Consider the following 24,834-nt stretch of genomic DNA (forward strand, 5'->3'; position numbering starts at 1 on the left):
TGGCTTGCGCCAGCCCTTTTCATCTCTTACCGCAAAGTGGTATAACAACTTATCTTATCTGATCGTTACCTTGGACGGTGTCATGGACCTCACTGAATCTCGTCGACTTTATCAACAGCTGGCCAGCGAGTTAAAACGCCGCATTGAAAACGGGGTTTATCAGGTGGGTGAGAAACTGCCCGCAGAACGCCTGATCGCTGAAGAGATGGAAGTCAGCCGCACGGTGGTGCGCGAAGCCATTATTATGCTGGAAGTCGAAGGCTACGTTGAGGTGCGCAAAGGGTCGGGCATTCATGTCATTTCCAGCCAGCAGCAAAACCGGGTTGCCGAAAGCAGCAGCCAGTTAGAGTTTGCCGCCTTTGGGCCTTTCGAGCTGTTGCAGGCCCGCCAGCTTATCGAAAGTAACGTGGCGGAGTTCGCGGCAACCCAGGTGACGCGCAAAGATATCGTCGATTTAATGGCGATTCAGGAGAAAGCCCGTCAGGAGGATCATTTCAGGGACTCTGAATGGGATATGAAGTTTCACGTTCGCATCGCCCAGTCGACGCAAAACAGCGCCCTGGCCGCGATTGTAGAAAAGATGTGGCTGCACCGCTTGCACAATCCCTACTGGCTTAAGCTGCATGAGCATATCGATCAGCGCAGTATCGTAAGCTGGTGTGACGATCACGATCAGATTCTGAAAGCCTTAATACGCAAAGATCCCGCCGCCAGTAAGCTGGCAATGTGGCAACATCTCGAAAATACCAAGCAGATGTTATTTAACGCCACCGCCGACGATTTTGAGTTCAACGTCGACCGTTACATGTTTAGCGAAAATCCGGTTGTGCTTCCGGATGCAGACACGATTCCACGTTAACCTGACTTAATAACAGTCAGTTAATCTGCAATAGTGTCAGGACATGTAAAACTCCTTTTTACATCGTGATACAGAGGGTAAAACTCCTGTTCGTTTAGGAGTAGTTCTGTCTCCGATGCATGATTTTTGTTACAGTTATCACCCTTTTCTTACCTTTTGCGATAAGGGCTTATCAAATCGCTGATTTAACAATCAGTTCTGGAAGGATCCAGAAACGCTTGCTCAGACGACGCTCTCAAAATATATAACAAATGTCAGTCTGCGCTGAGGTCCCTGTGGGACATGATTAACGATGATGTTCAGGAACGATTGATGGAAATTTTGCAAGCGCTGCTGCATGCCTTGTGGCAACAGGATTATGAAACGCTTTCTGATCCAACGCTGGTATGGGCGATTTACGGCGTTTTATTTATGATCCTTTTTCTGGAAAACGGCTTATTGCCTGCCGCTTTTCTGCCTGGCGACAGCTTGCTGATTCTGGTGGGCGTGCTGATTGCCAAAGGGACCATGGGCTTCCCGCTGACCATTCTGGTCCTCACGACCGGTGCCAGCCTGGGGTGCTGGGTCAGCTATATTCAGGGCCGCTGGCTGGGGAACACGCCGACGGTTCAAAACTGGTTATCGCACCTTCCTGCCCGCTATCATCAGCGCGCCCATAATCTGTTTCACCGCCACGGCTTATCGGCACTGCTGATTGGTCGTTTTATTGCTTTTGTGCGCACCCTGCTGCCGACGATTGCCGGGCTTTCTGGTTTAAGTAATGCCCGTTTCCAGTTTTTTAACTGGATGAGCGGCTTCTTATGGGTCGTCATCCTTACCGTCCTGGGCTTTGCCTTAGGTAAAACCCCCATCTTCCGCCGTTACGAAGATGAACTGATGTTTTTCCTGATGATGTTGCCGTTGGCGTTACTGGTGATTGGGCTGGTAGGCTCGCTGATTGTGCTGTGGCGTAAGCGCCGGGCAAACCAGCGTGGTGAGGGCTCATGAAACTGTTACAGGTCATTCCTAAACGCTGGCTTCCCTGGTTAATTGGTGGCGCATTTGCGCTGATTGCTATCAGCATGGTGCCCAACCTGATGCGTCATGAAAACGTGGTACAGATTCGCGTTTCACATGCGGGTGCGCCGATGCCCGATGGCTTCTATCTGTATCAACAGCTGAGCGCTCAGGGCATTCGTATCAAAAGCATCACGCCCTCTGGCGATGCGCTGATTATCCATTTTGATAATGAAGAGCAGAGCCTGGCCGCGCAGAAAGTGCTGCGTCGCCTGCTGCCAGAGGGGTTTATCGTCGCTCAACACGACCCGATGCCTCACCTTTCTCTCGCCTAGTCCGTATTCCTTTCTTATCGCTCATCTCACCGACAAGGTGTGCTGAGCGTTTTTCTGTATATCGGTGATCTTTGGACTTTTTCCACCTGATGTCTATGCTTAAACTAAGGCTGGTTATCAACGCAGTGCGGAATGCTTGTGCACCGCGTTGAATTAAGTCAGGCAACAATGGAAGGTACAAAGCCTAATGAAACACAAATTACTGCTGGGAATGGTGCTGTTTTCTCTTTCAGGCTCGTTGATGGCAGCACAGTCGCTGTGTCAGCAAAAAGAGCAGGATATTCAGCGCGAAATCGAGATGGCTCAGAAGCATAACAACCAGCGCCGTGTAAACGGCCTGGAGCGCGCCCTGACCGAAGTGCGGGCAGGATGTACCGATAAAAAGCTTAAAGCCTCACATCTGGAAAAAATTAACGCTCAGAAGCAGAAAGTGGCTGAGCGTGAGCGCGAACTCAAGGAAGAGCGCGACGAAGGTCATGACAAGGACAAGATTGCGAAACGCGAACACAAGCTGGAAGAAGCACGCCAGGAGCTTAAGAAGTTACAGGCGGAGCCCTATTAATCGGATTCAATCTACTGATGTTAAAGGAGTATTTTATGTCTAAAGACACATCATCGGAATATTTGCGTGCTGAACTGAAAAACCTGGCGGATACGCTGGAAGAAGTCCTGAGCAGCGGAACTGAAAAATCAAAAGGTGAACTGGATAAACTCCGTCACAAAGCGCGCGTTGCGCTGGACAGCTCCCGCGAGCGTTTAGGTGAATCCGGTGAGCGCCTGGCGGCCACCACGCGTGAAGCCGCACAAAAAGCGGATGGTTACGTGCGTGACAACCCATGGCACGGCGTAGGTATCGGTGCGGCGATTGGCGTTGCCATCGGTATGCTGATCTCGCGTCGTTAATCATGACGGATTCACAGCAGAACCACGGACCGGCCAAAGGGGTCATCAACATTGGTCAGCGTATTGTTACCACGCTGGTCAGTATGGTCGAAACACGCGTTCGTCTTGCAGTGGTAGAGCTGGAAGAAGAGAAGGCTAATCTGATCCAGATGCTGTTGATGCTTGGCCTGACCATGCTTTTCACTGCTTTTGGCCTGATGAGCCTGATGGTGCTGATTATCTGGGCAGTTGATGCGCAGTACCGTTTAATGGCCATTGCCATCACCACCGGCGTGCTGTTCTTGCTGGCGCTGATCTTTGGGCTATGGACACTGCGTAAGTCACGTCAGTCCACGCTATTGCGCCATACGCGCAAAGAACTGGCTAACGATCGTGATCTGCTCGAGGATAACCACTAATGAGTTGCCGTGAGCGTCAAGCGCGCATCGATGAACTGCTAAAGCAGGTTCAGCAGCAACGCCTGGATCTGAGCGCGGCGCGGCGTGGCTGGCTGGAGATCACGGCCTCTTACGACCGTGGCTGGTTTACGTTTTTAAGTTTGAAACGTTATCTGGCCATTGGCAGTAGTGCGTTAGCCATTTATTCCATTCGCAGCCCTAATCGCCTGCTCCGCTGGGCGAAACGGGGCTTCGGTCTGTGGAGTACGTGGCGCATGGTGAAATCCGCTCTTCCCCCGCGTTGAATCCCCCAAAGCCAGCCCGATTGCGGCTGGCTTTTGCTTTTTATCAAATTTACTGAATAACATCGACAGTTTATATTGCTTACAACTGTAACCCCTCGCTACTATCATCTCCAGCTATCAGCCCGGCTAATTGCCATCATGCGGTTAACGGGAATATTCACTGCGGGCAGCGTCGCCTTGCAAACTTTTAGCATTGGAGCTTATGATGAAAAAATTCGAAGACAGTGGTTTGTTGGCCGCCCGTATCCTGATGACTATCCTGTTTATCGTTTCTGGCTGGGGCAAAATTACCGGTTATGCCGGCACTCAGCAGTACATGGAAGCGATGGGCGTGCCGGGTTTCATACTGCCACTGGTTATTCTGCTGGAGTTTGGCGGCGGCCTGGCCATTATGTTTGGCTTCCTGACCCGCTTTACTGCACTGTTTACCGCTGGCTTTACTATTCTGACCGCGTTTCTGTTTCACAGTAACTTCGCAGAAGGCGTTAACCAGCTGATGTTCATGAAAAACCTGTCTATCGCAGGGGGTTTCCTGGTGTTAGGTTTAGTGGGTCCTGGTGCGTACAGTATTGACCGCCTGATCGGCAAAAAACCACAGGGTGCTCTGGCGCGCTAACTGACGCCCGACGCCTCGCGTTATCTGAACGCACCGGTTGCTTTCTTCCGGTGCGTTTTTTTATGCCCTTCCCCTGCCAAATTGCCCTCACTGGACCGCCCGAACAGATAACATGCTGTCTTCCGCGCGCAGATTTTCTGGTTGAGCGGGATAACACCTCCGCGCCCTGCTTAAGGTAAGCCTAATCTACCCATGGAAATATAGCGTTCCGTCTCTCTTCTTTTTGGCAACGCTATGAAAGTGTCTTATGGTCAGTGGCTTCCCCATCACGATGCGCCCTTTTTTCGACGGCTTCATCTTTTGGTCGCCGTGCTGATCCTTTCGCAGATCATTAATTCCAATTTCACCGCACGTGAAGCGCTCGGCGAGCATAACCTGGAGACGCTGATAACCTGGCTACATATTCTCTCAGGACTGTTGCTGATCGCTGCGGGCGTTATCATGCTCATCTGGATGCGGGTTCAGCGGGGTTTTCGCTGGTACTTCGCCTGGCTCATGCTGGATTTTCGGGGTATTCGAAACGATGTCGTACAGCTGACCGGCCTGAAACTCCCCCAGGCACATGGCGGTGGCATAGCCGCGACGGTGCAAGGCCTGGGGGTTATCGCGTTGATCGCGGTCGCCTGTTCTGGTGGGCTATGGTTTTTATTTAACAGTACGTCGCTCGCCACACCTGATTTGACGCGTAAGGTATTGCACTGGCATAAATTCCTGACCACCTTTGTAGAGATTTATTTTTACAGCCATGGCGCGATGGGCGTGCTTCATATCCTGCTATCCCGCTATGAAAAATAGCAAAGGACATGCATGCAGGCTGTCGCCCTCCTTGTTAAACGAATCGCTTATCACTGGAAGACCGGATGCTACATAGTGAATCACACAAAATTGAACACGCCGGATGGCTGCGGGCCGCCGTGCTGGGCGCGAATGATGGCATCGTATCCACCGCCAGCCTGCTGGCCGGGGTGGTTTCTGCCAGCAGTAGCCATCATAACGTGTTGCTCGCCGGGCTGGCTGGCATCGTCGGAGGGGCGATGTCGATGGCAACGGGAGAATACGTCTCGGTGTCCTCACAGTCCGATACAGAAAAAGCGTCTCTGCTGCAGGAAAAAGCCGAACTGGAGGCCGATTTTGCGGCTGAAACCATGGAGCTTGCGGCCATTTACAGGGCGCGCGGCCTGTCTCCTGAGCTGGCGCATCAGGTGGCAGAGCAACTGATGGCCCATGATGCGCTGGCCGCGCACGCCAGAGATGAGCTGGGCATCACGGCCTTCAGCAGCGCGAAACCGCTTCAGGCCGCCCTGTTTTCAGCAATCAGTTTCGCATCAGGCAGTATTTTACCGTTCGCCATCGCGATGCTCATCACCGGGCCTTTCGCCTTACCCGCCATTGCGGCCTCGGCGCTCCTGGCGCTGGCGCTGCTTGGCGCGACGGCGGCCCGGGCCGGGGATGCGCCAGTAAGAAAAAGCGTCACGCGAATTTGCTTCTGGAGCCTGTTGGCGATGGGCCTGTCTGCATCAGTAGGTTATCTTTGCGGACAGGCGCTCGGATAATCGCCTGACGCAGCATTTGACGCCTTCAGCGCGTCAAATGCTGCCCGACAATCAGCCCGAGCTGGCCTGCCAGCGTGCTGCCTGGGACGGATTCGCCCCCCACAGACTGCCCCTGCAGAATCTCAAGTTGCCCCTGCCCACAGCCAATAACCAACGGATTGACTGAAACCACCTCACCAGGCTGACTGACATTATCCGCCTCAATAACCCGGCTTTCCCAGACGGTAAACCGTTGTGACCCATTAACGCTGAAAGCACCAGGCCAGGGGAACGCCAGCGCACGAATCAGATTATGGTTATCGCTGGCGCTGTCGTGCCAGTTGAGTTGTCCGTCTTCCGGTTTACGGCTTCCAAAACAGCTGGCTGCGCGTTCGTCCTGGGGGATTTCAGCGAGTTGGCCCGCCACCAGCCCCTTGAGCCAGCCCGGTAGCATCTCCCCGGTGGTCGCGACTAATCGGGTATGCAGCGCCAGGGCATTGTCCTGCGGATGAATGTCAACGGCCTTCTGCGCCAGAATCGGACCGGCATCAGGGCGTTTGATCATGCGGTGCAGCGTGACGCCGGTTTGCGTCTCCCCTTTGATAATCACCCAGTTGAGGTGGGCGCGGCCACGGTAAGCAGGCAATAAGGCAGCATGCACGTTATAGGCCCCTTTTTTTACCGACGACAGAATGGCCTCGCTGAGCACCTGACGGTAGGAAAAGCAGAACAGGTAGTCCGCCTCAAAGTCGGCAATCCGGGCTTGCCATTCCGCGGTGTTGACATCCTCTGTGATAAAAACCGGGATGTTATAACCTTCAGCCAGGCGGGCGACAGAACCGTAAAACTGCGTACCGGCAGCGGGGTCCGCATGGGTAAACAAGGCACTGACCGTGAAACCGGCATCCGTTAATGCCTTCAGGCCGGTACAGGCCATTTCGTGATAACCAAAGAGCACCGCTTTCATTACGCTTTCCTTCTTTTTAGTGCCTCTTCCAACGGGACAGGCGTGCTGGACGGCTTATCGGGTTCAGGCCGAAGAGGGGCCAATCATAAGGTATTCTGTCCTCAAATACGCCTCTGACGCGTTTGCCATATAGCCGTTATTGAGGCTGTTCAGCAAAATATCCGGCAACGCACATGGTGTGCTGTCGAAGTTATCCATAACCACCTATGGTTAGAGCGAGAGATTTTCTTCTTATCCTTTGTATTGGAGACAACATGGGCCAGTTAATTGACGGTGTCTGGCATGACACCTGGTATGACACCAAATCAACCGGTGGGCGCTTTAAGCGCTCAGAATCCGCATGGCGTAACTGGGTGACGCCCGACGGCAGCGCAGGCCCAGGTGGCAAAGCCGGGTTTACGGCAGAACGCGATCGCTATCATCTTTATGTCTCGCTTGCCTGTCCGTGGGCACACCGCACCCTGCTGATGCGTCAGCTTAAAGGCCTGGATAGCATGATTGATGTGTCAGTGGTTCATCCGCTGATGCTGGAAAACGGCTGGACGTTTGATGACAGTTTCCCGGATGCAACCGGAGACAAACTGCATCAAAATGAATTTCTCTATCAGCTCTATTTACATGCAGATGAGGACTACAGCGGTCGCGTTACCGTGCCCGTGTTATGGGATAAACAGCAGAACACCATCGTCAGCAATGAGTCTGCCGATATTATTCGCATGTTTAACAGTGCATTCGATGCCGTGGGCGCACGCGCGGGGGATTATTACCCGGTTGAGCTGCGTGAAAAGATTGATGAGCTTAACGGCTGGATCTACGACACCGTTAACAACGGCGTCTATAAAACCGGTTTCGCCACCTCGCAGTCCGCTTATGACGAAGCCGTTAGCGCCCTGTTCCATTCCCTGTCTCGTCTTGAGCAGATCTTAGGGCAACACCGTTATCTCACCGGCGACAGGATAACCGAAGCTGACTTACGTTTATGGACCACGCTGGTGCGCTTCGATCCGGTTTACGTCACCCATTTTAAATGTGACCGTCACCGTATTAGCGACTACCTGAATCTGAGCGGTTTTCTGCGTGATATCTACCAAATGCCCGGGATTGCCGACACGGTAAACCTGCCCCATATTCGCCATCACTACTACTGCAGCCATAAAACCATCAACCCGCATGGTGTCATCTCTGTAGGGCCTGCTTTTAACTGGGATGAGCCGCACGGTCGCGGTTAGCAGCAGAACGCCGCATCAGGTGAAGATAAACCGGGATGTGAAAGGACCTGACGTGCGCTGGCAGACTGCGCACGTCAGGTCGAACCGAGGAAAAATGACCCTCAGAAAAACTTATAAACAATATTTAAAATAGTGAGTAAGCCGATTGCGGCAACAAAGACGTTATCAACCCGGCCTTTATATTTTGCCAGCGCCGGGACTTTGCGGATAGCAAACATCGGTAACAGGCAGAGCAGCGAGGCGATAATCGGCGCACCCATTGCCTCAATCAGGTCAAGGATATTGGGGTTGAGGTAAGCCACCAGCCAGGTTGATCCCATAATAAAGATCATGCTCAGCGTATTCAGTTTGCGGCTGGACACGGCGTCTTTATCGCCCTTATAGCGGAACTTAATAATCAGCCCATTCAACCCTTCCAGCGTGCCCAGATAGTGCCCAAAGAACGATTTGAAAATAGCGACTAAGGCGATCACCGACGCGCTGTATTCCAGCACCGTAGAGAAGGTGGACTTCTCGCCAGACATGGATGAAAAGTGGTTTGCCAGATAGGAGAGCACGGGGATATTTTGCGCTTTAGCGTCAGCCATGTCTTGCGGTGATAAGGTAAACAGACAGCTAAAGGCAAAGAACATCACCACGGCCACCATCAACATGCTGGCGCGCGAGATAATCTGGCTGCACTTGTTTTCGGTATAGGTCCGGCCCATTTCCGGCTCGTACTCTTCACGCTTGGAAACCACAAAAGAAGAAACAATCGGCGAGAAATTGAACGAGAACACCATAATGGAAATGCCTAACCATACGGTGACCAGAATGCCATCGTGGCCGGTAAAGGTAATATCACTCAGGCTGACCTGATCAATCACGGCGGAATTCCAGTACGGGATCAGCGAGAGCGAAATCACCACCAGGCTGGCGATAAACGGAAACACCAGCCAGCTCATCACTTTTACCATCAGGTCTTTGCCAAACCAGATGACAAAAGCCATCAACAACAGCAGAAACAGCGCTACCACGCCGCGATTCAGTACCGGCAGCTGTAACTGATATTGCCAAAATGCCATAAAGGTATTGGTGATGGTGACGCCATAGATCCAGAGCAGCGGACAAATCGCAAAAAAATAGAGAAAGGTAATGACCACCCCGCCGGTTTTTCCGAAATGCTCTTCCACAGTTTCCGTAATATTGCCCGAAACGTTGCTGCCTGACAGGCACAGCCGGGCCAACGCCCGATGGCAGTAAAACGCGATGGGATAGGCGAGTACCAGCATGATCAAAATAGGAATCAGGCCACCGTAACCGGCCCGGATGGGGAAAAAAAGCACGCCAGCGCCAATGGCCGTACCAAACAGACCCAGTGTCCATGTGGTATCGGACTTACGCCAGGTCGACGCTTTTTCCTGGTCGAGAATATTTTCAGAATTACTCATAACTTATCCTTTATGCGTCAGCGAAACCTGTAATCTGGGAAACCCGGGACAAATCGATATTGCCACCTGAGATAATGCACACGGTTTTCCGCCCCTGGATGTAGTGGTCAACTTTGCCGCTCAACAGCGCGGCGCAGGCCAACGCGCCGGCCCCTTCCGTAACCACTTTGTTTCGCTGGATCAATGCAATCATACTTTTACGAATGTCGTCTTCACTTACTAACACCATCTCATCGACCCATTCTCTCACAATCGCGAAGGTGAGATCGCCCGGACGGGCGACATCGCAGCCGTCCGCAAGAGTCCCGGTAAGACGATGGCGCGTTATGGTATCAGCAAAAAAGGAGGCTGCCATACCGTGTACGTTTTCAGACTGCACGCCGATGACGGTAATTGTGGGATTAATAGACTTAATGGCAGTGGCGATACCGGCAATCAGCCCGCCGCCGCCCACGGGAACGATGACGTTATCGACATCGTAGAGATCTTCAAGGATTTCCAGACCGATGGTGCCCTGTCCGGCAATGATTTTCACATCATCATAAGGAGGAATAAATATACGGCCTTCGTTGGCGACAATTTCATCCACCTTGGTCATGGTGTCATTAAAGTTGTCACCGTAGATGACCACTTCAGCGGAGTAATCCCGCGTCGCCGCCTCTTTGGATTTTGGTGCACCTTTAGGCATCACGACTTTACCGTCAATATTCAGCATGGCGCACGACAGTGAAACGCCCTGTGCATGGTTACCGGCTGAGCAGGCGACAACGCCCTGACGTTTTTCTTCTTCTGTCAGCGAACTCATTTTATTGAACGCGCCACGGATTTTAAATGAGCCCGTTCGCTGCATGTTTTCAAATTTAAGGAATATTTCCCCGCCGCAGCGTTCGCTAAGATAGTTTGAACGTGGCATGCCGGTTTTATACACTTTTCCAGTTAGCCTTTCTTTAGCGGCATAAATTTCATCCAGGGTGACGGGAACATTATCATTGTTATTCATATAAACTCCTTTTTCAGGCAAAACGTATCCAGCACAATTCCCCGAAGAGAAATGCAATCGTAAAATCAGGAAGTGCAACGCGCTTAACGCTTTCGCTTCACAACGTGCTTTATCAGCAGGCGTTTATGCAGTTGATTTAACAAGGAATGGGCAGCGGCAGGATATGAAAAGGCGGGCGATAACACCGCGTCTGACGCAGAAGAACACGGCTGACGAACAGAAGAGGCAGAAGATGGTTTTACAAAAGAAGCAGCATTAAAGCGAGGATTCCACAACGGGTTGGCAATACTGTCTGGCGTTGACTGATAAAATGTTAACCAACACGTTCGTGGTTGCGTATATCTATACATAATGACTTTCCTTTACATCCTTTTTATCCGCTACGAATCTTAATGATCAATAAAAAAAAGGTTGTGCTGTTTCTCACAATTGTCACTGAGATATGAGATTCCGCGAAAAATCATGATAATGATCAATATTGGCTGAAAGGCTATTAAAATATTAAACACGGCCAAACTGCGCAATAAAAATACTATATACACAACGTTTTAAGGTGCTGCTTAAAATAAATACAGTGCAACCTAAAAGCCTCTTTTTTGAGTAAGTCTAAACCATAGAAATAAAAATGAATGTCGCCTTTCCTGGTGGATTTTTCATCTCATACCGAAACGCATCATTAAGACAGGCTCGCGCATACTATTCGCACATGTCCCTTCCTGTGATTTATCCGCTGCCGAAGGGATCGTTGCTGGCAGCCAGGAGCTGTCAGGACAGATAGAGTGATGGCAGAGAGACAAGCAGACAGGCAGGCAGACAGGCAGGCAAACAGGCAGGCAAACAGGCAGACAGGCAAACAGGCAAACAGGCAAACAGGCAAACAGGCAAACAGGCAAACAGGCAAACAGGCAAACAGGCAAACAGGCAGACAGGCAGACAGGCAGACAGGCAGACAGGCAGACAGCAAAATACAGTCATAAATGATAAGGGGGAAGCACAACGCATTACAGCAGAGTGATACGTCCCCTGCGCTGACAGATCTCAAAACGTCCATTCTCTTCCCACCCCGTTAAAGCTCCTCTCCGTTGTCGGAGGTAGGTTACTGTGTATAAAAAAGGGGCTCCGCATCGGCATCAACAAGGCTTTCATAACGTCATTGCTTCTCGCCCCTCGCCCTGTCAGGGCAAAGTGCGCATTTATCATACAGAGTAACGATGACAAGAATAAAAGGAACACACGTCATCATAAAGAGAGCAAAGGGTTATATCGCATAAGATGCTATTAGATTGTTGCGCTTTCTTATAAATCATCGCAACTCAATGTAAATGAAAAGATAATACTGAGAGAAAAGATGCCTGACGCTTAGAGGATGATTAAAAAACACCGTCAGTAAATAATGTTTTTTTCCATTGATAAATTCATATTGATAGGTAAAGCAGGCATAAAGCTGACTTTAACATTTCCAGGAGTTTTCTACGAAACCAACATATATTCTGATCAAGTTAGAATAACATTTATCAGCATCAACCTTTATTTTAAAAAACACCGAACATAAGCAATAGATTATCTTCAAAAATCACAAAATGACAATATTATAGACCAGTGTTCATTTAAAGCGCAGTCATATATCCGTAACGCATTGTGAATATAAGTTTTTGATTAAACTGTAAATTATTTTTATTCAATGAAATCAATATGATGAAAATAATAAAAACATAAAGTTAACTAACAAAGGTTATTTATTAAATAAGCTAATTTATATTCCCTTAAAACAAAAAACAAAGACAGGCTAAATTTCATTTGTTAAAAAAAAAGAGAAAAACCTGAGTGTGGACAATAAAAAAAACCAACTTAGAATGATGAAAAAAAAGTGATGAGGCACTATTTACACAGTTAGTAAAACACTCAAACAAGAGATAATGTCATCAAGGTAATGAATGAAAACGTATTTTATTTCCGATGACAGCTATTTTCTCATCGGCCTGGAAACAAGCTTATGTGGGTTACATTGTGATAAAGCATTCATTAACACAAACAGGTTTACAACGTTCCATCCTGATAAAAACGATCTTCTCATCGTATCGATCCAGGATCATATTAAACGTAGAAACTATCTTTCAAACCAGAAGGCGCATGGACCCAGAGTTATTATTATTGCTGATTTTTTGGTTTGCCACGATACGCAGGAAAAATATCCGCGAATTGTTTCAAAAAAGATCACAAAAGAGGATCTTATTGACGTTCTGCAGAACGTAAAAGAAAGCGACGTGATAAAAAGATACGCCTCAAAGATTGAATACCAGATCATTTATATGATTTGCAAGGGTAAAGGAATGCGTGAAATTGCAATGAAATATAATCTTTCTTTGAAATATCTTTATGGACTTAAAAGGAAAATACTAAAAGAACATGGACTAGATAACTGCAATGTGAATGGATTGCTCATTTGCAGAGATATTCTTTCGGGTCACTAGGCATATGCTTTTCAGCATCAACTGCTCCCGTCATGATAAAAAGCAGAAGAATGGCAATAAGGAAAAGGAGGCAATTAGCAATATTTTAAAATTTCATTAGTTAGTTACATTCTGTCAAAGTTCATTATATAAAAGGAATTCTTAAATGAAAAACAAGTTACTTATCAGTTCTGTTGCCATGTTATTTATGGGCGTAAATACCCTGGGACATGCCGCAACAGTCAATGGTGGCACCGTTAATTTTCTAGGTGAAGTCGTTAATACAGCCTGTGTCGTTTCCAGTGATACTGCCTACCAAACCGTACAACTCGGTCAGGTCAAAGCCAGCACATTTGGTGATACCGCAGGAACGAAGGCGCAAAATCCTAAAGCCTTTAAAATTATTTTAGAGCAGTGTGATGGCACGTCGAGCACAGCAGCGGTGACGTTTGACGGCGTAAAAGATGCAACCCAAAATGCACTTCAGTCAACCGGAACCGCGGCAGGGGTTGGCGTCTATCTTGTTGATAATAACAATGCCGAGATCACCCTCGGTACGGCTACGCCAGCAGAAGCACTGTCCGGCAGTACCAATATCTATACCTTTAAAGCAGACATGATATCGGTTTCAGACACGGTCACCGTGGGTTCCGTCGACAGCTCTGCCAATTTTACTATCACTTATGCCTGATAACACTGGCAGGGGAAACCCTGCCATTATTCTCTTCAAGTAAGGGTAAACATGTACATCATCAGATTTGTACTTTATATGGCCTTGTTATGCGCCAGTCTGAGCGTTAATGCAGGCGGTATTGGTGTAGGCGCTACCCGCGTTATTTATAATGAAAATGCTAAACAAGCATCGCTTTCTGTCACCAATACGGATACAGCCGCAGTCTATTTAATTCAGTCATGGGTTGAAGATGACGCCAGCAACAAAAGCAATGATTTTGTTCTTACACCACCACTATTCATTATTCAGCCCAATAAAGAAAACCTGTTACGCATCATTTTTTCTGGCGAAAAGCGCCCGTCCGATCGTGAATCCTTATACTGGCTTAATGTCAAAGCGATACCATCGCAAAATAATAACACCGAACCTGATAGCAGCAGCCTACAGTTTGCCATCGTCAGTCGGCTAAAACTATTTTATCGCCCCAACAATCTTCCATTAAGTAGCAGCGAAGCCATTAAAAAACTGCAAACCACCCGACAAGACAGCCTGGTCACCTTTAATAACCCAACGCCTTATTATATCAATGTCGCCAATATAAAGAGCAAAAATCAATTTCTTGAAACAAGAAGCATCACACTTGCGCCTTTTGGTAAGACAAGCATTGATATTGCTCCGGCAAAGGAGATGACTTATCAGGTTATTAACGATTACGGCGGTATGGAGCCTGTCGTGCATGTCAGATAAATTGAAAACCGGAGATTAAGATGAAATGTTATGGAAAACTGGCATTGATTGTTCTGATACATTTCCCCTTTCAGGCCACCGCCAACTATAAATTTAATCCTGGGCTGATTGATTCAACAGTCTCATCTGTAGCCGATCTGGAAAACTTTCAAAATGGCAATGTTATCGCGCCCGGTATTTATTTAGTTGATATCTATCTGAACAGCGATTATGCCACTTCGGCGGAAATAAAGTTTATTGAGAAAGGTAAGAACATTGTTCCATGTTTCGATGAGAAAATCCTGGTCGCTGTCGGGATTAATACCCGTGACATAACTAAACCCGGCGCCTGTATTTTCATAGAAGATGACATACCAGGTTCTCATGTTAATTTTGTGCCAGAGAAGCTAAAAGTTGAGATTAGCGCGCCACAATCCGTGCTTTTCAATACCGCGCGAGGGCACATACCCAAAACGCGGTGGGATCACGGTATCCCAGCGTTACTGCTTAACTATCGATACAGCGGCTCAACCGGCAAGGTCAATCACTATGACGCGGAAAATCATTTTCTGGCCCTGGATAGCGGTGCCAACCTCGGTGCCTGGCGCTTAAGAAATAATTCAACCTGGACGTTTAATGAAACCCACGATTCGCGTAACAGCGAATGGAAAAACATCCGCACTTACTTACAACGTCCGCTGTTAGACTTCGACAGCATCATAACAATAGGTGAATACAGCACGTCCAATGCGATCTATGACACCTTCAATTTCAGAGGTCTGCAAATTTCGTCGGATGAGGCGATGCTGCCTGACAGCCGTCGAGGCTTTGCACCCGTGGTCAGAGGCATAGCGAAAACCAATGCCAGAGTGACGGTGAAACAAAATAACTATGTTGTTTATGAAACCTACGTTCCTCCAGGGCCCTTTGAATTAACCGATCTCTACGCCACGGGAAGCAGCGGCGATCTGACGGTCAACATTACAGAAAGTGATGGGCAAGTTCAGTCTTACACCATGCCTTACTCTTCTCTGCCGGTATTACAACGAGAAGGTAGCATCAAATACAGTCTGACCTCCGGGAAATACCGTGGTCTGACAATGCAAGATTCACCGGAGTTTTTTCAGGCCACGCTTATTGCAGGTTTACCCTATGGAATGTCTTTCTATGGCGGTGGTCAGTTAAGCGATAATTATAAAGCCTGGTCATTGGGCTTAGGCATGAACCTGGGCTTTATGGGCGCAATTTCGGTTGATGCAACCCATGCCCAGAGTACGTTAGCCGATAAAAGTCAGCATGCCGGAAACGCCTATAAGTTTCAGTATGCGAAATCGCTGAACACCTCTGGCACAACGTTCCAACTATTGAGCTATCGCTTTACCACTGACGGATTTTATAATTTTAGTGATACCACATGGAAAAAAATTGACGGTCGTGGTTTCAATACAGATGGCTCGTTGAATCTTGATACAACTTATAACCTACGCTTTGCCCGTAAAGGTCAACTTCAGGCCAGTTTATCTCAGGATCTGGGTGAATTCGGTTCTGTCTATCTCACCGGTTTAGAACAAACATACTGGAACATGGGAAAGAAAAACACGACGTTACAGGCCGGTTTTAATACCACACTTTACGACATTACCGCAGGACTGGCTTTGAGCTATAACCGTAATCCGTGGCAAATGGAAACGGATAAACGCATATCTTTATTATTTTCTTTGCCGCTGGATAAATTTACCCGGAATTCCGCCCCTCACACTGCACGCCGGGCCTGGGCAACGGCTGGAACACACTATGATGCGAAAGGAAATTATACCCATTCGACGGGAATTAACGGGGTGGCGCTGGAAAACAGAAACCTCAGTTATAACCTTCAACAATCTTACAGCAATAATGGCCAGGCCTACGGCGGGAGTGCCGGTCTGACCTACAACGGAGCCTATAACGCCGTCACATCAAATTACAGTTACAGTAAACACTATCGTCAGGCGAGTATTGGGATTGATGGCGGTGTCATTATTCACCAGGAGGGAATAACCTTTGGTCAGGCGCTGGGGGACACCAATATACTTGTCGATGCAGCAGGTGCCTCAGGATTATCCGTTGAAAACAGAACGGGCGTTAAGACCGACTGGCGCGGATATACCTATCTTCCTTACGCCACCGCATACAGAAATAACCGCATTGCGCTCGACCAGTCAACACTGCCGCCAGATATCACACTGGAGGAAGCGGTTAAAAATACGGTGCCGACTCAGGGTGCGCTGACGCGCGCTAAATATGATGTCAGGAAAGGGCTTCAGGCGTTATTTACGCTGACGAAAAACGGTAAAGCCCTGCCGCTGGGTACGCTTGTGACAGTAAAAGACCCTGCGATTAGCAGCATTGTCGGCGACAACGGCAACGTCTTCCTTTCAGGTATACCGGAAAGTGGAACGCTCACGGCAAGCTGGGGAAACCGTCAGGATCAACGCTGCAATCTGCGCTTCGATCTTGCCAACATCACATCAAACGGCATTATTATCAAAAAACATCTGAGGTGCGAATGATCAGAATTTTACTTCTTCTCCCCTTACTCTGTTGTTATTCATCCACACATGCCTACGATATTATCCTTCAGATAAATGGCATTATTTCAGAAAATGGTTGTGTGGTGGACAGCAACGCCAGAGAGTTGTCGGTTGACATGGGTACGGTGGCAAGTCGTGATTTTACTGCGGGCCAGTTAACGTCAGAACTGGTGCCTTTCAGTATTTATTTACGTAACTGCTCGTCGCTGGCCTCTGGCGTTAAAGTCACTTTCGAGGGCACGCCCGATCTGGCAGACAGTTCGTTGCTGAGGCTCACTGAAATGAATGAATCAGCCAGTGGCATCGGCATTGAAATTCTGGATAAAGAGAAAAACCCGATCCCGTTAAATTTCGCTTCAGCACATTATTCGCTGACACCCAATTCAGACGCAGAGCTGAAGTTTTACTCTCGATATAAATCAACCGCAGCGGTTAAGCCCGGCATGGCTAATGCCACCGCAACTTTTAACCTTGAATACGATTAAACGTGTTAATAAAGCAGGTTTCTATGAATAAGTTGATCATCCTGATTTTTATTATTCTGGTTAGCGCTCACCCGTCGGTTTACGCCTATGAGACAGACAGTTCCTGTGAGATAACCGTGCCCGCCATTTCAGTCAATATGAGTAATCAAGCACCTTCTTCGGCAGGCGTTGATTTAAGCGGCTGGAATACAAACGCATGTGGGCAAACACATCGGGTAGGCACATGGCAATATGGCTGGTATGACACCAGCAATCTTTCCCCCACCGGTATCAGCTACAATGATGGCTCGGGTAATCATTCAATATACAGAACAGGCATCACCGGCATTGGGGTCGTATTAAAAGCCAGAATGGTACCTAATACGATTTCTGGCGCATCCAGTCTCGGCATGTTACCCATTGGCTCTGCGGAAACCAAACTCACTTCTACATCGCTTTTGGGTATTTCCAATGTCCAGACCACCTTGCAATACAAATTTGTCACGACAGGCGAAATCATTTCCCCCAACGTTTACAGCATCACGTTTAGCGCTGGCAGAGCACAAATGAGAGACTTACTCAGCGGTGCTTATCCCGTGCCGGTGAATGCCAATATCAGCTCACTGGCCGTGAATAACAAAGGCTGTGACATTATGACGCGCAGCCTTGTCGCGAATATGGGCGCCGTGGGAACGCAGCAACTGCCTAATATTAACAGCGTATATGCTGGTGAACCGGTAACCATTAATTTGCAGTGCGATGATAATGTTATCGTTGAGGCTATTTTCAGTGACTTAACGAATCCGGCAAATACGACCACCACCCTGAACTTAACCGGTGAATCAGATGCGCAAGGCGTGGGGGTTGAGCTTTTACTCAATAGCAGTACGACACCGGTTCAGCTCAGCTATCCGGCAAGGTATGGCGGTGCGCCGGGCAGAAACCTGATCAAAACCGCATCGGATGCCAGTAATCTCTCTTTCCAGGTGACACCACGCTATATCAGAACCGGGGACCTGACACCCGGCGTAGCCAATGCCACCGCAGCGTTGACGTTTGTTTATAATTAATTAGAAAACCAGCACCAGGGATCATAACAGGCAGCCCAACCTGAGGTTGGGCTGCCTTTGCTTTATTTCGTTTCACACGCCGTTGGCCAGGGCTTTGCCGGCGAGTTGAACGGATGGTACTGGTAGCACCAGGTTTCCGACACCACGTTGCCCTGTGCTTTCAGATAGAGCTTAAGCTCTACCGGATCACCGTCCCCCGCCACCAAATCAAACTGTGCCAGCCAGTTGCCTGAATCGTCCGGCAATTTAGACACGAGCACGTTCTCAAACGTGCCACGCGACGCCGAAAGGACGGCTTCTGGCGACACGCCCGACGGCAGATGGTTGAGCACATCGCCACGGAACTCGACGGCAAACTTACGGCTGTCGTGCGGACGGTCGGAACCCGGCACACCGCCCCTGCCCAGTCGGGTCGCACCACAACGCGCCAGGGTGGAAGGATAAGGCTCATCGGCCAGCCAGTGCAGTCGATAATGGAAGTGATGCTGTTCGCCCGCTTTAGCCGGAGATTCTGGCACCCACATGGCCACGATGTTGTCATAGATTTCATCGTCAGTCGGGATTTCCACCAGCAGCACCGAGCCTTTGCCCCATTTGCCGATGGGCTCCACCCAGAGATCGGGCCGCCGCTCATAGTGAGCCGCATCAAGGTAGCTGTCGAACGCTCTGTCCTTCTGGAGCAAACCAAATCCTCGCGGATTCTCGTCGTTAAAGCTCGACGTGACCACGCGTAAAGGATTATTGAGTGGTCGCCAGATATGTTCGCCGCTGCCGGTCCACATCGCCAGGCCGTCTGAATCGTGCACTTCCGGACGCCAGTCTGTGCCCGCGCCTTTGACCGTTTTTGAAAACCAGTACATTGAGGTCAGAGGGGCAATCCCGAAACGCTGAACGTCTTTACGCAGGAACAGCGTACATTCGACATCCTGCACCACACCTTTGCTGCGGTGCAGGATAAATTTATAGGCACCGGTGATGCTCGGCCCGTTGAGCAGCGCATAGACGGTCAGGTTTTTGCTGTCATCTTTAGGCGCTTCAAACCAGAAATCCGTAAAGTCAGGAAACTCTTCATCCATGCCGGGCTGAACGGTATTCAGGGCGATGCCACGCGCGGATAATCCAAACTGGCCCAGTTCGCCGATGGCGCGGAAATAGGAAGCCCCCATAAAGGATATCCAGTCGTTTTGTGGGTTCTTTTTTAACGTATCCTGACTGGCCAGCACCCGGAATCCTGAAAACACGTTACCTTTAAGCGGAGGCAGCTTGACGGTTTTGTCCGTGGTGGTGAAGTAATCAATATTTTGTATGATTTCGCGCGCGGCGTTATTTTCAACAACGTGCATTTTCACCGGCATACGGTGTAAACCGTTGACCATAAAAAAGGTAACAGGAAACCGTCCGGCGTTTTTAAACAGCGCATAGTCCGGTTTGTAGACCGTTTTCATGTAGGCGTCATAGGTTATGTTGGATAACAATGACGGGTCGAATTCAGTGGGCTTTTCGTAAGGTTTAGCCGCCAGCGCTTTGGCCTGGGCAATTAAGGTTTCAAAGTTAAATGCTTTGCTATCACCCATTTTGAGAACACCTGCTGCGATAGCGCCAGGGGAAATGCCTAATGCAGATAAGGCAGCAAAAGCCCCGGAATAAGTCAGTAAAGTCCTTCTTGTAACCATGATCCACCTGTTTTTTTAATACTCATTCAATGAATTCGCGCCATGTGCGGCAAAATGGTGAGCTGATTGCTGCCGGTAAGCCGCCTTCAACTATAGCTGAGAGAAACCTTTGCCTCTCAAACAGATGACAGGCTATCACGTCAACATGTGGGATGAGCGTATAGCGCGGCAGCAATTAATTGCATGGGATTTGCCTGAGAAGTGAAAGCATTCAGCGAAAGGGCCTTTGTCTTCTTAACGTGATGAACAGGTATTTATCAGGTTAAGGTGCCACAACGCAAAACCCCCGCTTGCGCGGAATTTGCATTAAGAACGCAGAACTGACCGGTAAGCCGCGTGCTTTTATGAACAGCGTCGTGGACAGTCATTCATCGGCTTCTCGTCCCACAAAGCAAAAACCCCGCTTGCGTGAGGTTTGCATTAAAACGGCGGAACTGACCGGTAAGCCGCGTACTTTTATGAACAATGTCGTGGACAGTCATTCATCGCCTTTCTGCACCACCCCACAAAGCAAAAACCCCGCCTGCGTGAGGTTTGCATTAAGACGGCGGAACTGACCGGTAAGCCGCGTGCTTTTATGAACAGCGTCGTGGACAGTCATTCATCGCCTTCTCGTCCCGCCCCACAAAGCAAAAACCCCGCCTGCGCGGGCTTTGCATTAAAACGGCGGAACTGACCGGTAAGCCGCGTGCTTTTATGAACAGCGTCGTGGACAGTCATTCATCGCCTTCTGCACCGCCCCACAACGCAAAACCCCCGCCTGCGTGAGGTTTGCATTATGACGGCGGAACTGACCGGTAAGCCGCGTGCTTTTATGAACAACGTCGTGGACAGTCATTCATCGCCTTCTGCACCGCCCCACAAAGCAAAAACCCCGCTTGCGCGGGGTTTGCATTAAGAAGTCGAAACTGACCGATAAGCCGGGTTCTGTCGTGGACAGTCATTCATCTAGGCCAGCAATCGCTCACTGGCTCAAGCAGCCTACCCGGGTTCAGTACGGGCCGTACCATGTGAACCCCTATTTGGCCTTGCTCCGGGTGGAGTTTACCGTGCCACGGACTGTTACCAGCCGCGCGGTGCGCTCTTACCGCACCCTTTCACCCTTACCTGATCCCATTACTGGGCCATCGGCGGTTTGCTCTCTGTTGCACTGGTCGTGGGTTTCCCCCCCAGGCGTTACCTGGCACCCTGCCCTATGGAGCCCGGACTTTCCTCCCCTTCGCCCGTCTCCTTCAGAGAAGGACGACGACGAAGCGGCGACTGTCTGGTCAGCTTCGGCGCGCATTATAGAGGGTTTAGCTCGCGCTGTCACGCCCGGCGCGCAGGCAACGCGCCAGGCTTATGCCTGTTGCTCCAGCGCGTATTTATAGAGCGCATTCTTTTTCACCCCGTGGATCTCCGCCGTCAGCGCTGCTGCCTTTTTCAACGGCAGTTCCTGCTGTAACAGCGCCAGCGTGCGCAGGGCTTCCGCGGGAAGCGCCTCTTCGTCGGGATGATGGCCTTCAACAATCAGCACCATCTCACCTTTACGGCGATTTTCATCCTCTTTCACCCAGGCCAGGAGCTCACCCACCGGCGCACCATTCAGGTTTTCCCAGGTTTTCGTCAACTCGCGCGCCAGCACCACATAGCGGTCGGCACCCAGTTCCGTCACCATGTCCTGCAGGCTGTCCAGCAAACGGTGCGTGGACTCATAAAAAATCAGGGTGCGCGGCTCTTCAGCCAGCGCCCGCAGGGCATCACAACGCGCCTTGGTTTTGGCGGGCAGAAACCCTTCGTAACAGAAACGATCAGACGGCAATCCCGCTGCGCTTAATGCTGTTATCGCTGCACAGGCACCAGGTAAAGGAACGATGCGAATCCCGGCCTCACGGCAACGGCGGACCAGGTGATAACCTGGATCGTTGATTAACGGCGTGCCAGCATCCGAAACCAGAGCTATGCTTTCTCCCTGTTGCAGCCTGGTTAGCAAGATTTCTGCTTTCTGCTGTTCGTTGTGGTCATGAAGTGCGAAGAGTCGCGCATTGATGGCGAAATGTTGTAGCAACAGTCCGGTATGACGTGTATCTTCCGCTGCGACCAGATCGACGCTGGAAAGTACCGCTAGCGCCCGCTGGGTAATGTCAGCCAAATTACCTATTGGGGTTGGCACGATGTAGAGCGTGCTGGCGGAAATGTCTGCCCGATCGAGTTGTTTCATTGTTTCATCCGAATTGCCGATTTAATATTGAGCATCTTGAAAAAAACATCACTGGATACAGTATGCTTCCTTCAAAAATCGTTCGTCATAAAGCAGGACGCTTTGTGCCTGTCCTTCTTGCTGGTCTGATTTTAGCCGCGTGTAGCGGCCAGGGCCCCAAAAGCCAGTCCGTAGATATTCAGGGACCCGTTACCAATAATTCTGCCTACTATCTGCAGCAGGTGCAGCAAAGCAGCGATGATAGCAAGACCGACTGGCAATTACTCGCAATCCGCGCCCTGCTGAAAGAAGGAAAATATCCTCAGGCTGCGCAGGCCATCGATGAACTGCCTGCTCAGCTTTCCGATAAACAGCAGCAAGAATTACTGCTGTTGAAGGCCCAGTCGCAGATTGGACAGCAAAAGATTGCCGATGCTCAACAGGTCCTGAGTCAGGTGAAAACCAGTGAGCTGTCTCAGGATCAGCTGGCCCGCTACTTCGGTTTACAGATTGCCAGCGCGCAGGGTAAAACATCCCTGGCCCTGCTTCGCGCCTATATTGCGCAGGAGCCATTGCTGAAAGGTGATGACCGCCAAAAGAATATTGATGCAACCTGGCAGGCGCTGACCCAACTGTCGCAGCAGGATATGAATTCGCTGGTGATTAATGCCGATGAAAACATTCTGCAGGGCTGGCTGGATCTGCTGACGACCTGGCATGCTAATGCCCAGGATGCCACTATGCTGAAGTCAGCTATCAAAGACTGGCAGACGCGCTATCCGGATAACCCTGCGGCAAAAACCCTACCGACCCAACTGAGCCAGGCGCAGAACTTCACCAAAGCCTCGACCAGCACTATCGCGCTGCTGCTGCCCTTGAACGGTCAGGCACAAATGTTCGCCAGTGCTATCCAGAAAGGGTTTAACGACGCGAAAAACGGTACCCTTGCGACCGCCCCACAGGCGACGCCGGGCAGTGCACAAGATCCTATCGCGATGAATCAGCAGCAGCCTGCTGATGCGAACGCGGTCGTCAGCCCGTCAGCAAATCCTGCGGCAACGCAGCAGACCAGCAACGGGCAGCAACCGGCCACGACGCAACAGCAGCCCCAACCGCAGCAACAGCCCGCTGCCGAACCGGCCAGCAATGCCCAGGTGAAGGTTTATGACACCAGCAGCCAGCCTGTCGCGCAGGTGATGCAGCAGGCCCAGCAGGACGGTGCCACACTGGTCGTCGGACCGCTGCTGAAAAACAATGTTGAATCCGTCGCGAACAGCCAGACACCGCTGAATGTACTGGCCCTGAACGAGCCAGAGCAAATCCAGAACCACCCCAATATGTGCTATTTTGCGCTGTCGCCCGAAGATGAAGCGCGCGATGCTGCGCACCACATCTGGGATCAGGGTAAACGTCAGCCGCTGCTGTTAGTTCCGCGTAATGGTCTGGGTGATCGTGTGACGGCAGCCTTTACAAAAGAGTGGCAGTCGCTGGGTGGCAGCACCGTGCTTCAGCAGCGCTTTGGTTCTGTTTCAGAGCTCAAGCAAGGCATTAACAGCGGTGCCGGTATCAGCATGAGCGGTACGCCGGTTGTCATGCCATCGTCTTCTCAGCCGCAAAGCGTATCCATTGCAGGGCTGAATATTCCGGCACCTCAAACTACTGCTCCGGCAGCCAGCAGTGGCGGTGCGATAGATGCCGCCTACATCGTCTCGACTCAGGATGAACTGCAACTGATTAAACCGATGATCAGCATGCGTACCGGTAGCCGTAGTAACGTTGCGCTCTATGCCAGTTCGCGCAGCGCGCAGGCGGGAGCAGGCCCGGATTTCCGACTGGAAATGGAAGGACTGCAGTTCAGTGATATTCCTCTGCTGTCTGGCGCTAACCCGGCGTTGATGCAGCAGGCCGCAAAATCGTTTAATAACGACTATTCGCTGGTGCGCCTGTACGCAATGGGGATTGATGCCTGGACGCTGGCTAACCACTTCAACCAGATGCGTCAGGTACCGGGCTTCTCGCTCGACGGCAATACCGGTAAGCTGAGCGCCACCACTGATTGTGTGATCAACAGGAAGTTGACATGGAACCAGTATCGCCAGGGCAATATCGTACCGGCCAGCTAAACCGCCGCCGTACGGGGGCCGAGCATGAACAACTCGCCCGCCGCTATCTTGAGCGGGCGGGGTTAACATGGGTCGCCAGCAATGTTTACTATCGCGCAGGTGAACTTGACCTGATAATGCGAGACAGACAATGTTGGGTGTTTGTCGAAGTGCGTTACCGACGTAACGCCCGATTCGGCGGCAGTCTGGCCAGCATTACCCGACAGAAACAACACAAGCTGCTGCGTGCCGCCTCTCTGTGGCTGGCGCAACGCGGCGGCAGTTTTGAAACAGTGAATTGCCGTTTCGACATCATTGCCATTACCGGCACGGCGCTTGAGTGGTTGCCGAATGCCTTTAATGCAGACGTTTAGAACC

Annotated in this window: 24 protein-coding genes and 1 other RNA gene; 19 read left to right on the forward strand and 6 right to left on the reverse strand. The window is 50.3% G+C overall.

Features of this window, described 5'->3' with window-relative positions; translation table 11 throughout:
* Positions 1 to 82 precede the first annotated feature (82 nt).
* The 10 genes from exuR to A6A26_RS02560 all read left to right on the forward strand — a co-directional run bounded on the left by exuR (position 83) and on the right by A6A26_RS02560 (position 5,944).
* Entirely contained in the window at positions 83 to 859 is a 777-nt protein-coding gene (gene exuR / locus A6A26_RS02515; protein ID WP_063881033.1) for a transcriptional regulator ExuR, read from the forward strand.
* 312 nt (positions 860 to 1,171) lie between these two features.
* Positions 1,172 to 1,846, forward strand: coding sequence for a DedA family protein (locus tag A6A26_RS02520; protein ID WP_063877345.1), 675 nt, complete (start codon positions 1,172 to 1,174; stop codon positions 1,844 to 1,846).
* Positions 1,843 to 2,190, forward strand: coding sequence for an EnvZ/OmpR regulon moderator MzrA (gene mzrA / locus A6A26_RS02525; protein ID WP_063877346.1), 348 nt, complete (start codon positions 1,843 to 1,845; stop codon positions 2,188 to 2,190). Before A6A26_RS02520 ends, mzrA begins: the two co-directional genes overlap by 4 nt.
* Before the next feature lie 187 nt (positions 2,191 to 2,377).
* On the forward strand, positions 2,378 to 2,752 hold the full coding sequence (locus A6A26_RS02530) for a DUF1090 domain-containing protein (protein WP_063877347.1): 375 nt from the start codon (positions 2,378 to 2,380) through the stop codon (positions 2,750 to 2,752).
* A 35-nt stretch (positions 2,753 to 2,787) separates the two neighbouring features.
* Positions 2,788 to 3,093: an ElaB/YgaM/YqjD family protein gene (locus A6A26_RS02535; RefSeq protein ID WP_014604934.1), complete on the forward strand. Its 306-nt coding sequence runs from the start codon at positions 2,788 to 2,790 to the stop codon at positions 3,091 to 3,093.
* A gap of 2 nt (positions 3,094 to 3,095) precedes the next feature.
* Positions 3,096 to 3,491, forward strand: a complete 396-nt coding sequence (locus A6A26_RS02540; protein WP_172823880.1) for a phage holin family protein — start codon at positions 3,096 to 3,098, stop codon at positions 3,489 to 3,491.
* On the forward strand, positions 3,491 to 3,775 hold the full coding sequence (locus tag A6A26_RS02545; RefSeq protein ID WP_063877348.1) for a YqjK-like family protein: 285 nt from the start codon (positions 3,491 to 3,493) through the stop codon (positions 3,773 to 3,775). The genes A6A26_RS02540 and A6A26_RS02545 overlap by 1 nt, the downstream gene beginning before the upstream one ends.
* A 205-nt stretch (positions 3,776 to 3,980) precedes the next feature.
* Positions 3,981 to 4,391, forward strand: coding sequence for a DoxX family protein (locus A6A26_RS02550; RefSeq protein WP_063881035.1), 411 nt, complete (start codon positions 3,981 to 3,983; stop codon positions 4,389 to 4,391).
* A gap of 234 nt (positions 4,392 to 4,625) precedes the next feature.
* Positions 4,626 to 5,186, forward strand: a complete 561-nt coding sequence (locus A6A26_RS02555) for a cytochrome b/b6 domain-containing protein (RefSeq protein WP_063877349.1) — start codon at positions 4,626 to 4,628, stop codon at positions 5,184 to 5,186.
* 65 nt (positions 5,187 to 5,251) lie between these two features.
* Positions 5,252 to 5,944: a VIT1/CCC1 transporter family protein gene (locus tag A6A26_RS02560; protein ID WP_063877350.1), complete on the forward strand. Its 693-nt coding sequence runs from the start codon at positions 5,252 to 5,254 to the stop codon at positions 5,942 to 5,944.
* 25 nt (positions 5,945 to 5,969) lie between these two features.
* Here A6A26_RS02560 and A6A26_RS02565 read toward each other — a convergent pair whose 3' ends face one another.
* Positions 5,970 to 6,890: a formyltransferase family protein gene (locus A6A26_RS02565; protein ID WP_063877351.1), complete on the reverse strand. Its 921-nt coding sequence runs from the start codon at positions 6,888 to 6,890 to the stop codon at positions 5,970 to 5,972.
* Between the two features lie 254 nt (positions 6,891 to 7,144).
* On the opposite strand from A6A26_RS02565, the gene A6A26_RS02570 reads away from it, so the two are divergent.
* Positions 7,145 to 8,119, forward strand: a complete 975-nt coding sequence (locus tag A6A26_RS02570) for a glutathione S-transferase family protein (protein WP_063877352.1) — start codon at positions 7,145 to 7,147, stop codon at positions 8,117 to 8,119.
* A gap of 101 nt (positions 8,120 to 8,220) precedes the next feature.
* Here A6A26_RS02570 and tdcC read toward each other — a convergent pair whose 3' ends face one another.
* Entirely contained in the window at positions 8,221 to 9,549 is a 1,329-nt protein-coding gene (tdcC, locus tag A6A26_RS02575; protein WP_063877353.1) for a threonine/serine transporter TdcC, read from the reverse strand.
* Positions 9,550 to 9,559: 10 nt separating this feature from the next.
* Complete coding sequence (gene tdcB / locus A6A26_RS02580; RefSeq protein ID WP_063877354.1) at positions 9,560 to 10,549, reverse strand: bifunctional threonine ammonia-lyase/L-serine ammonia-lyase TdcB; 990 nt, start codon at positions 10,547 to 10,549, stop codon at positions 9,560 to 9,562.
* 1,934 nt (positions 10,550 to 12,483) lie between these two features.
* Here tdcB and A6A26_RS02590 point away from each other — a divergent pair.
* From A6A26_RS02590 to A6A26_RS02615, 6 genes are all read left to right on the forward strand, one after another.
* Positions 12,484 to 13,020 carry a hypothetical protein gene (locus A6A26_RS02590; RefSeq protein ID WP_063877356.1) on the forward strand — a complete coding sequence of 179 codons (537 nt, stop codon included), beginning with the start codon at positions 12,484 to 12,486 and terminating at the stop codon, positions 13,018 to 13,020.
* Positions 13,021 to 13,165: 145 nt separating this feature from the next.
* Complete coding sequence (locus A6A26_RS02595; RefSeq protein WP_063877357.1) at positions 13,166 to 13,690, forward strand: fimbrial protein; 525 nt, start codon at positions 13,166 to 13,168, stop codon at positions 13,688 to 13,690.
* Between the two features lie 51 nt (positions 13,691 to 13,741).
* Positions 13,742 to 14,419: a fimbrial biogenesis chaperone gene (locus A6A26_RS02600; RefSeq protein WP_063877358.1), complete on the forward strand. Its 678-nt coding sequence runs from the start codon at positions 13,742 to 13,744 to the stop codon at positions 14,417 to 14,419.
* Between the two features lie 20 nt (positions 14,420 to 14,439).
* Entirely contained in the window at positions 14,440 to 16,947 is a 2,508-nt protein-coding gene (locus A6A26_RS02605; RefSeq protein WP_063877359.1) for a fimbria/pilus outer membrane usher protein, read from the forward strand.
* Complete coding sequence (locus tag A6A26_RS02610; RefSeq protein ID WP_082875147.1) at positions 16,944 to 17,453, forward strand: fimbrial protein; 510 nt, start codon at positions 16,944 to 16,946, stop codon at positions 17,451 to 17,453. The genes A6A26_RS02605 and A6A26_RS02610 overlap by 4 nt, the downstream gene beginning before the upstream one ends.
* A gap of 23 nt (positions 17,454 to 17,476) precedes the next feature.
* A complete protein-coding gene (locus A6A26_RS02615; protein WP_063877360.1) occupies positions 17,477 to 18,502 on the forward strand; it encodes a fimbrial protein in 1,026 nt (341 codons plus the stop codon).
* Positions 18,503 to 18,564: 62 nt separating this feature from the next.
* Here the strand turns inward: A6A26_RS02615 and A6A26_RS02620 are convergent, their stop codons facing one another.
* From A6A26_RS02620 to rsmI, 3 genes are all read right to left on the reverse strand, one after another.
* Entirely contained in the window at positions 18,565 to 20,175 is a 1,611-nt protein-coding gene (locus tag A6A26_RS02620) for an OpgD/OpgG family glucan biosynthesis protein (RefSeq protein WP_063877361.1), read from the reverse strand.
* Between the two features lie 900 nt (positions 20,176 to 21,075).
* Positions 21,076 to 21,451, reverse strand: an RNA gene (gene rnpB / locus A6A26_RS02625) — RNase P RNA component class A.
* A 63-nt stretch (positions 21,452 to 21,514) separates the two neighbouring features.
* The gene (rsmI, locus tag A6A26_RS02630) at positions 21,515 to 22,375 is read right to left on the reverse strand and encodes a 16S rRNA (cytidine(1402)-2'-O)-methyltransferase (protein WP_063877362.1); all 861 of its coding nucleotides are present in this window, start codon (positions 22,373 to 22,375) and stop codon (positions 21,515 to 21,517) included.
* A 62-nt stretch (positions 22,376 to 22,437) separates the two neighbouring features.
* Between rsmI and A6A26_RS02635 the strand changes: the two genes are divergently transcribed.
* Entirely contained in the window at positions 22,438 to 24,477 is a 2,040-nt protein-coding gene (locus A6A26_RS02635) for a penicillin-binding protein activator (protein ID WP_063877363.1), read from the forward strand.
* Complete coding sequence (locus A6A26_RS02640) at positions 24,435 to 24,830, forward strand: YraN family protein (protein WP_063877364.1); 396 nt, start codon at positions 24,435 to 24,437, stop codon at positions 24,828 to 24,830. The genes A6A26_RS02635 and A6A26_RS02640 overlap by 43 nt, the downstream gene beginning before the upstream one ends.
* The last annotated feature ends 4 nt before the right edge of the window (positions 24,831 to 24,834 follow it).

Source organism: Pantoea sp. OXWO6B1 (assembly GCF_001641135.1).
In the GTDB taxonomy this organism is placed as follows: Bacteria; Pseudomonadota; Gammaproteobacteria; order Enterobacterales; family Enterobacteriaceae; genus Pantoea; species Pantoea allii.

Bases quoted from the DNA above. Each gene is read 5' to 3' on its own strand.
- A6A26_RS02600 (WP_063877358.1), top strand. From the start codon at position 13,742: ATGTACATCATCAGATTTGTACTTTATATGGCCTTGTTATGCGCCAGT.
- A6A26_RS02640 (WP_063877364.1), top strand. From the start codon at position 24,435: ATGGAACCAGTATCGCCAGGGCAATATCGTACCGGCCAGCTAAACCGC.
- exuR (WP_063881033.1), top strand. From the start codon at position 83: ATGGACCTCACTGAATCTCGTCGACTTTATCAACAGCTGGCCAGCGAG.
- A6A26_RS02635 (WP_063877363.1), top strand. From the start codon at position 22,438: ATGCTTCCTTCAAAAATCGTTCGTCATAAAGCAGGACGCTTTGTGCCT.
- rsmI (WP_063877362.1), bottom strand. From the start codon at position 22,375: ATGAAACAACTCGATCGGGCAGACATTTCCGCCAGCACGCTCTACATC.
- A6A26_RS02620 (WP_063877361.1), bottom strand. From the start codon at position 20,175: ATGGTTACAAGAAGGACTTTACTGACTTATTCCGGGGCTTTTGCTGCC.
- mzrA (WP_063877346.1), top strand. From the start codon at position 1,843: ATGAAACTGTTACAGGTCATTCCTAAACGCTGGCTTCCCTGGTTAATT.
- A6A26_RS02520 (WP_063877345.1), top strand. From the start codon at position 1,172: ATGGAAATTTTGCAAGCGCTGCTGCATGCCTTGTGGCAACAGGATTAT.
- A6A26_RS02595 (WP_063877357.1), top strand. From the start codon at position 13,166: ATGAAAAACAAGTTACTTATCAGTTCTGTTGCCATGTTATTTATGGGC.
- tdcC (WP_063877353.1), bottom strand. From the start codon at position 9,549: ATGAGTAATTCTGAAAATATTCTCGACCAGGAAAAAGCGTCGACCTGG.
- A6A26_RS02540 (WP_172823880.1), top strand. From the start codon at position 3,096: ATGACGGATTCACAGCAGAACCACGGACCGGCCAAAGGGGTCATCAAC.
- A6A26_RS02605 (WP_063877359.1), top strand. From the start codon at position 14,440: ATGAAATGTTATGGAAAACTGGCATTGATTGTTCTGATACATTTCCCC.
- A6A26_RS02590 (WP_063877356.1), top strand. From the start codon at position 12,484: ATGAAAACGTATTTTATTTCCGATGACAGCTATTTTCTCATCGGCCTG.
- A6A26_RS02535 (WP_014604934.1), top strand. From the start codon at position 2,788: ATGTCTAAAGACACATCATCGGAATATTTGCGTGCTGAACTGAAAAAC.
- tdcB (WP_063877354.1), bottom strand. From the start codon at position 10,549: ATGAATAACAATGATAATGTTCCCGTCACCCTGGATGAAATTTATGCC.
- A6A26_RS02565 (WP_063877351.1), bottom strand. From the start codon at position 6,890: ATGAAAGCGGTGCTCTTTGGTTATCACGAAATGGCCTGTACCGGCCTG.
- A6A26_RS02545 (WP_063877348.1), top strand. From the start codon at position 3,491: ATGAGTTGCCGTGAGCGTCAAGCGCGCATCGATGAACTGCTAAAGCAG.
- A6A26_RS02550 (WP_063881035.1), top strand. From the start codon at position 3,981: ATGAAAAAATTCGAAGACAGTGGTTTGTTGGCCGCCCGTATCCTGATG.
- A6A26_RS02555 (WP_063877349.1), top strand. From the start codon at position 4,626: ATGAAAGTGTCTTATGGTCAGTGGCTTCCCCATCACGATGCGCCCTTT.
- A6A26_RS02570 (WP_063877352.1), top strand. From the start codon at position 7,145: ATGGGCCAGTTAATTGACGGTGTCTGGCATGACACCTGGTATGACACC.
- A6A26_RS02610 (WP_082875147.1), top strand. From the start codon at position 16,944: ATGATCAGAATTTTACTTCTTCTCCCCTTACTCTGTTGTTATTCATCC.
- A6A26_RS02615 (WP_063877360.1), top strand. From the start codon at position 17,477: ATGAATAAGTTGATCATCCTGATTTTTATTATTCTGGTTAGCGCTCAC.
- A6A26_RS02530 (WP_063877347.1), top strand. From the start codon at position 2,378: ATGAAACACAAATTACTGCTGGGAATGGTGCTGTTTTCTCTTTCAGGC.
- A6A26_RS02560 (WP_063877350.1), top strand. From the start codon at position 5,252: ATGCTACATAGTGAATCACACAAAATTGAACACGCCGGATGGCTGCGG.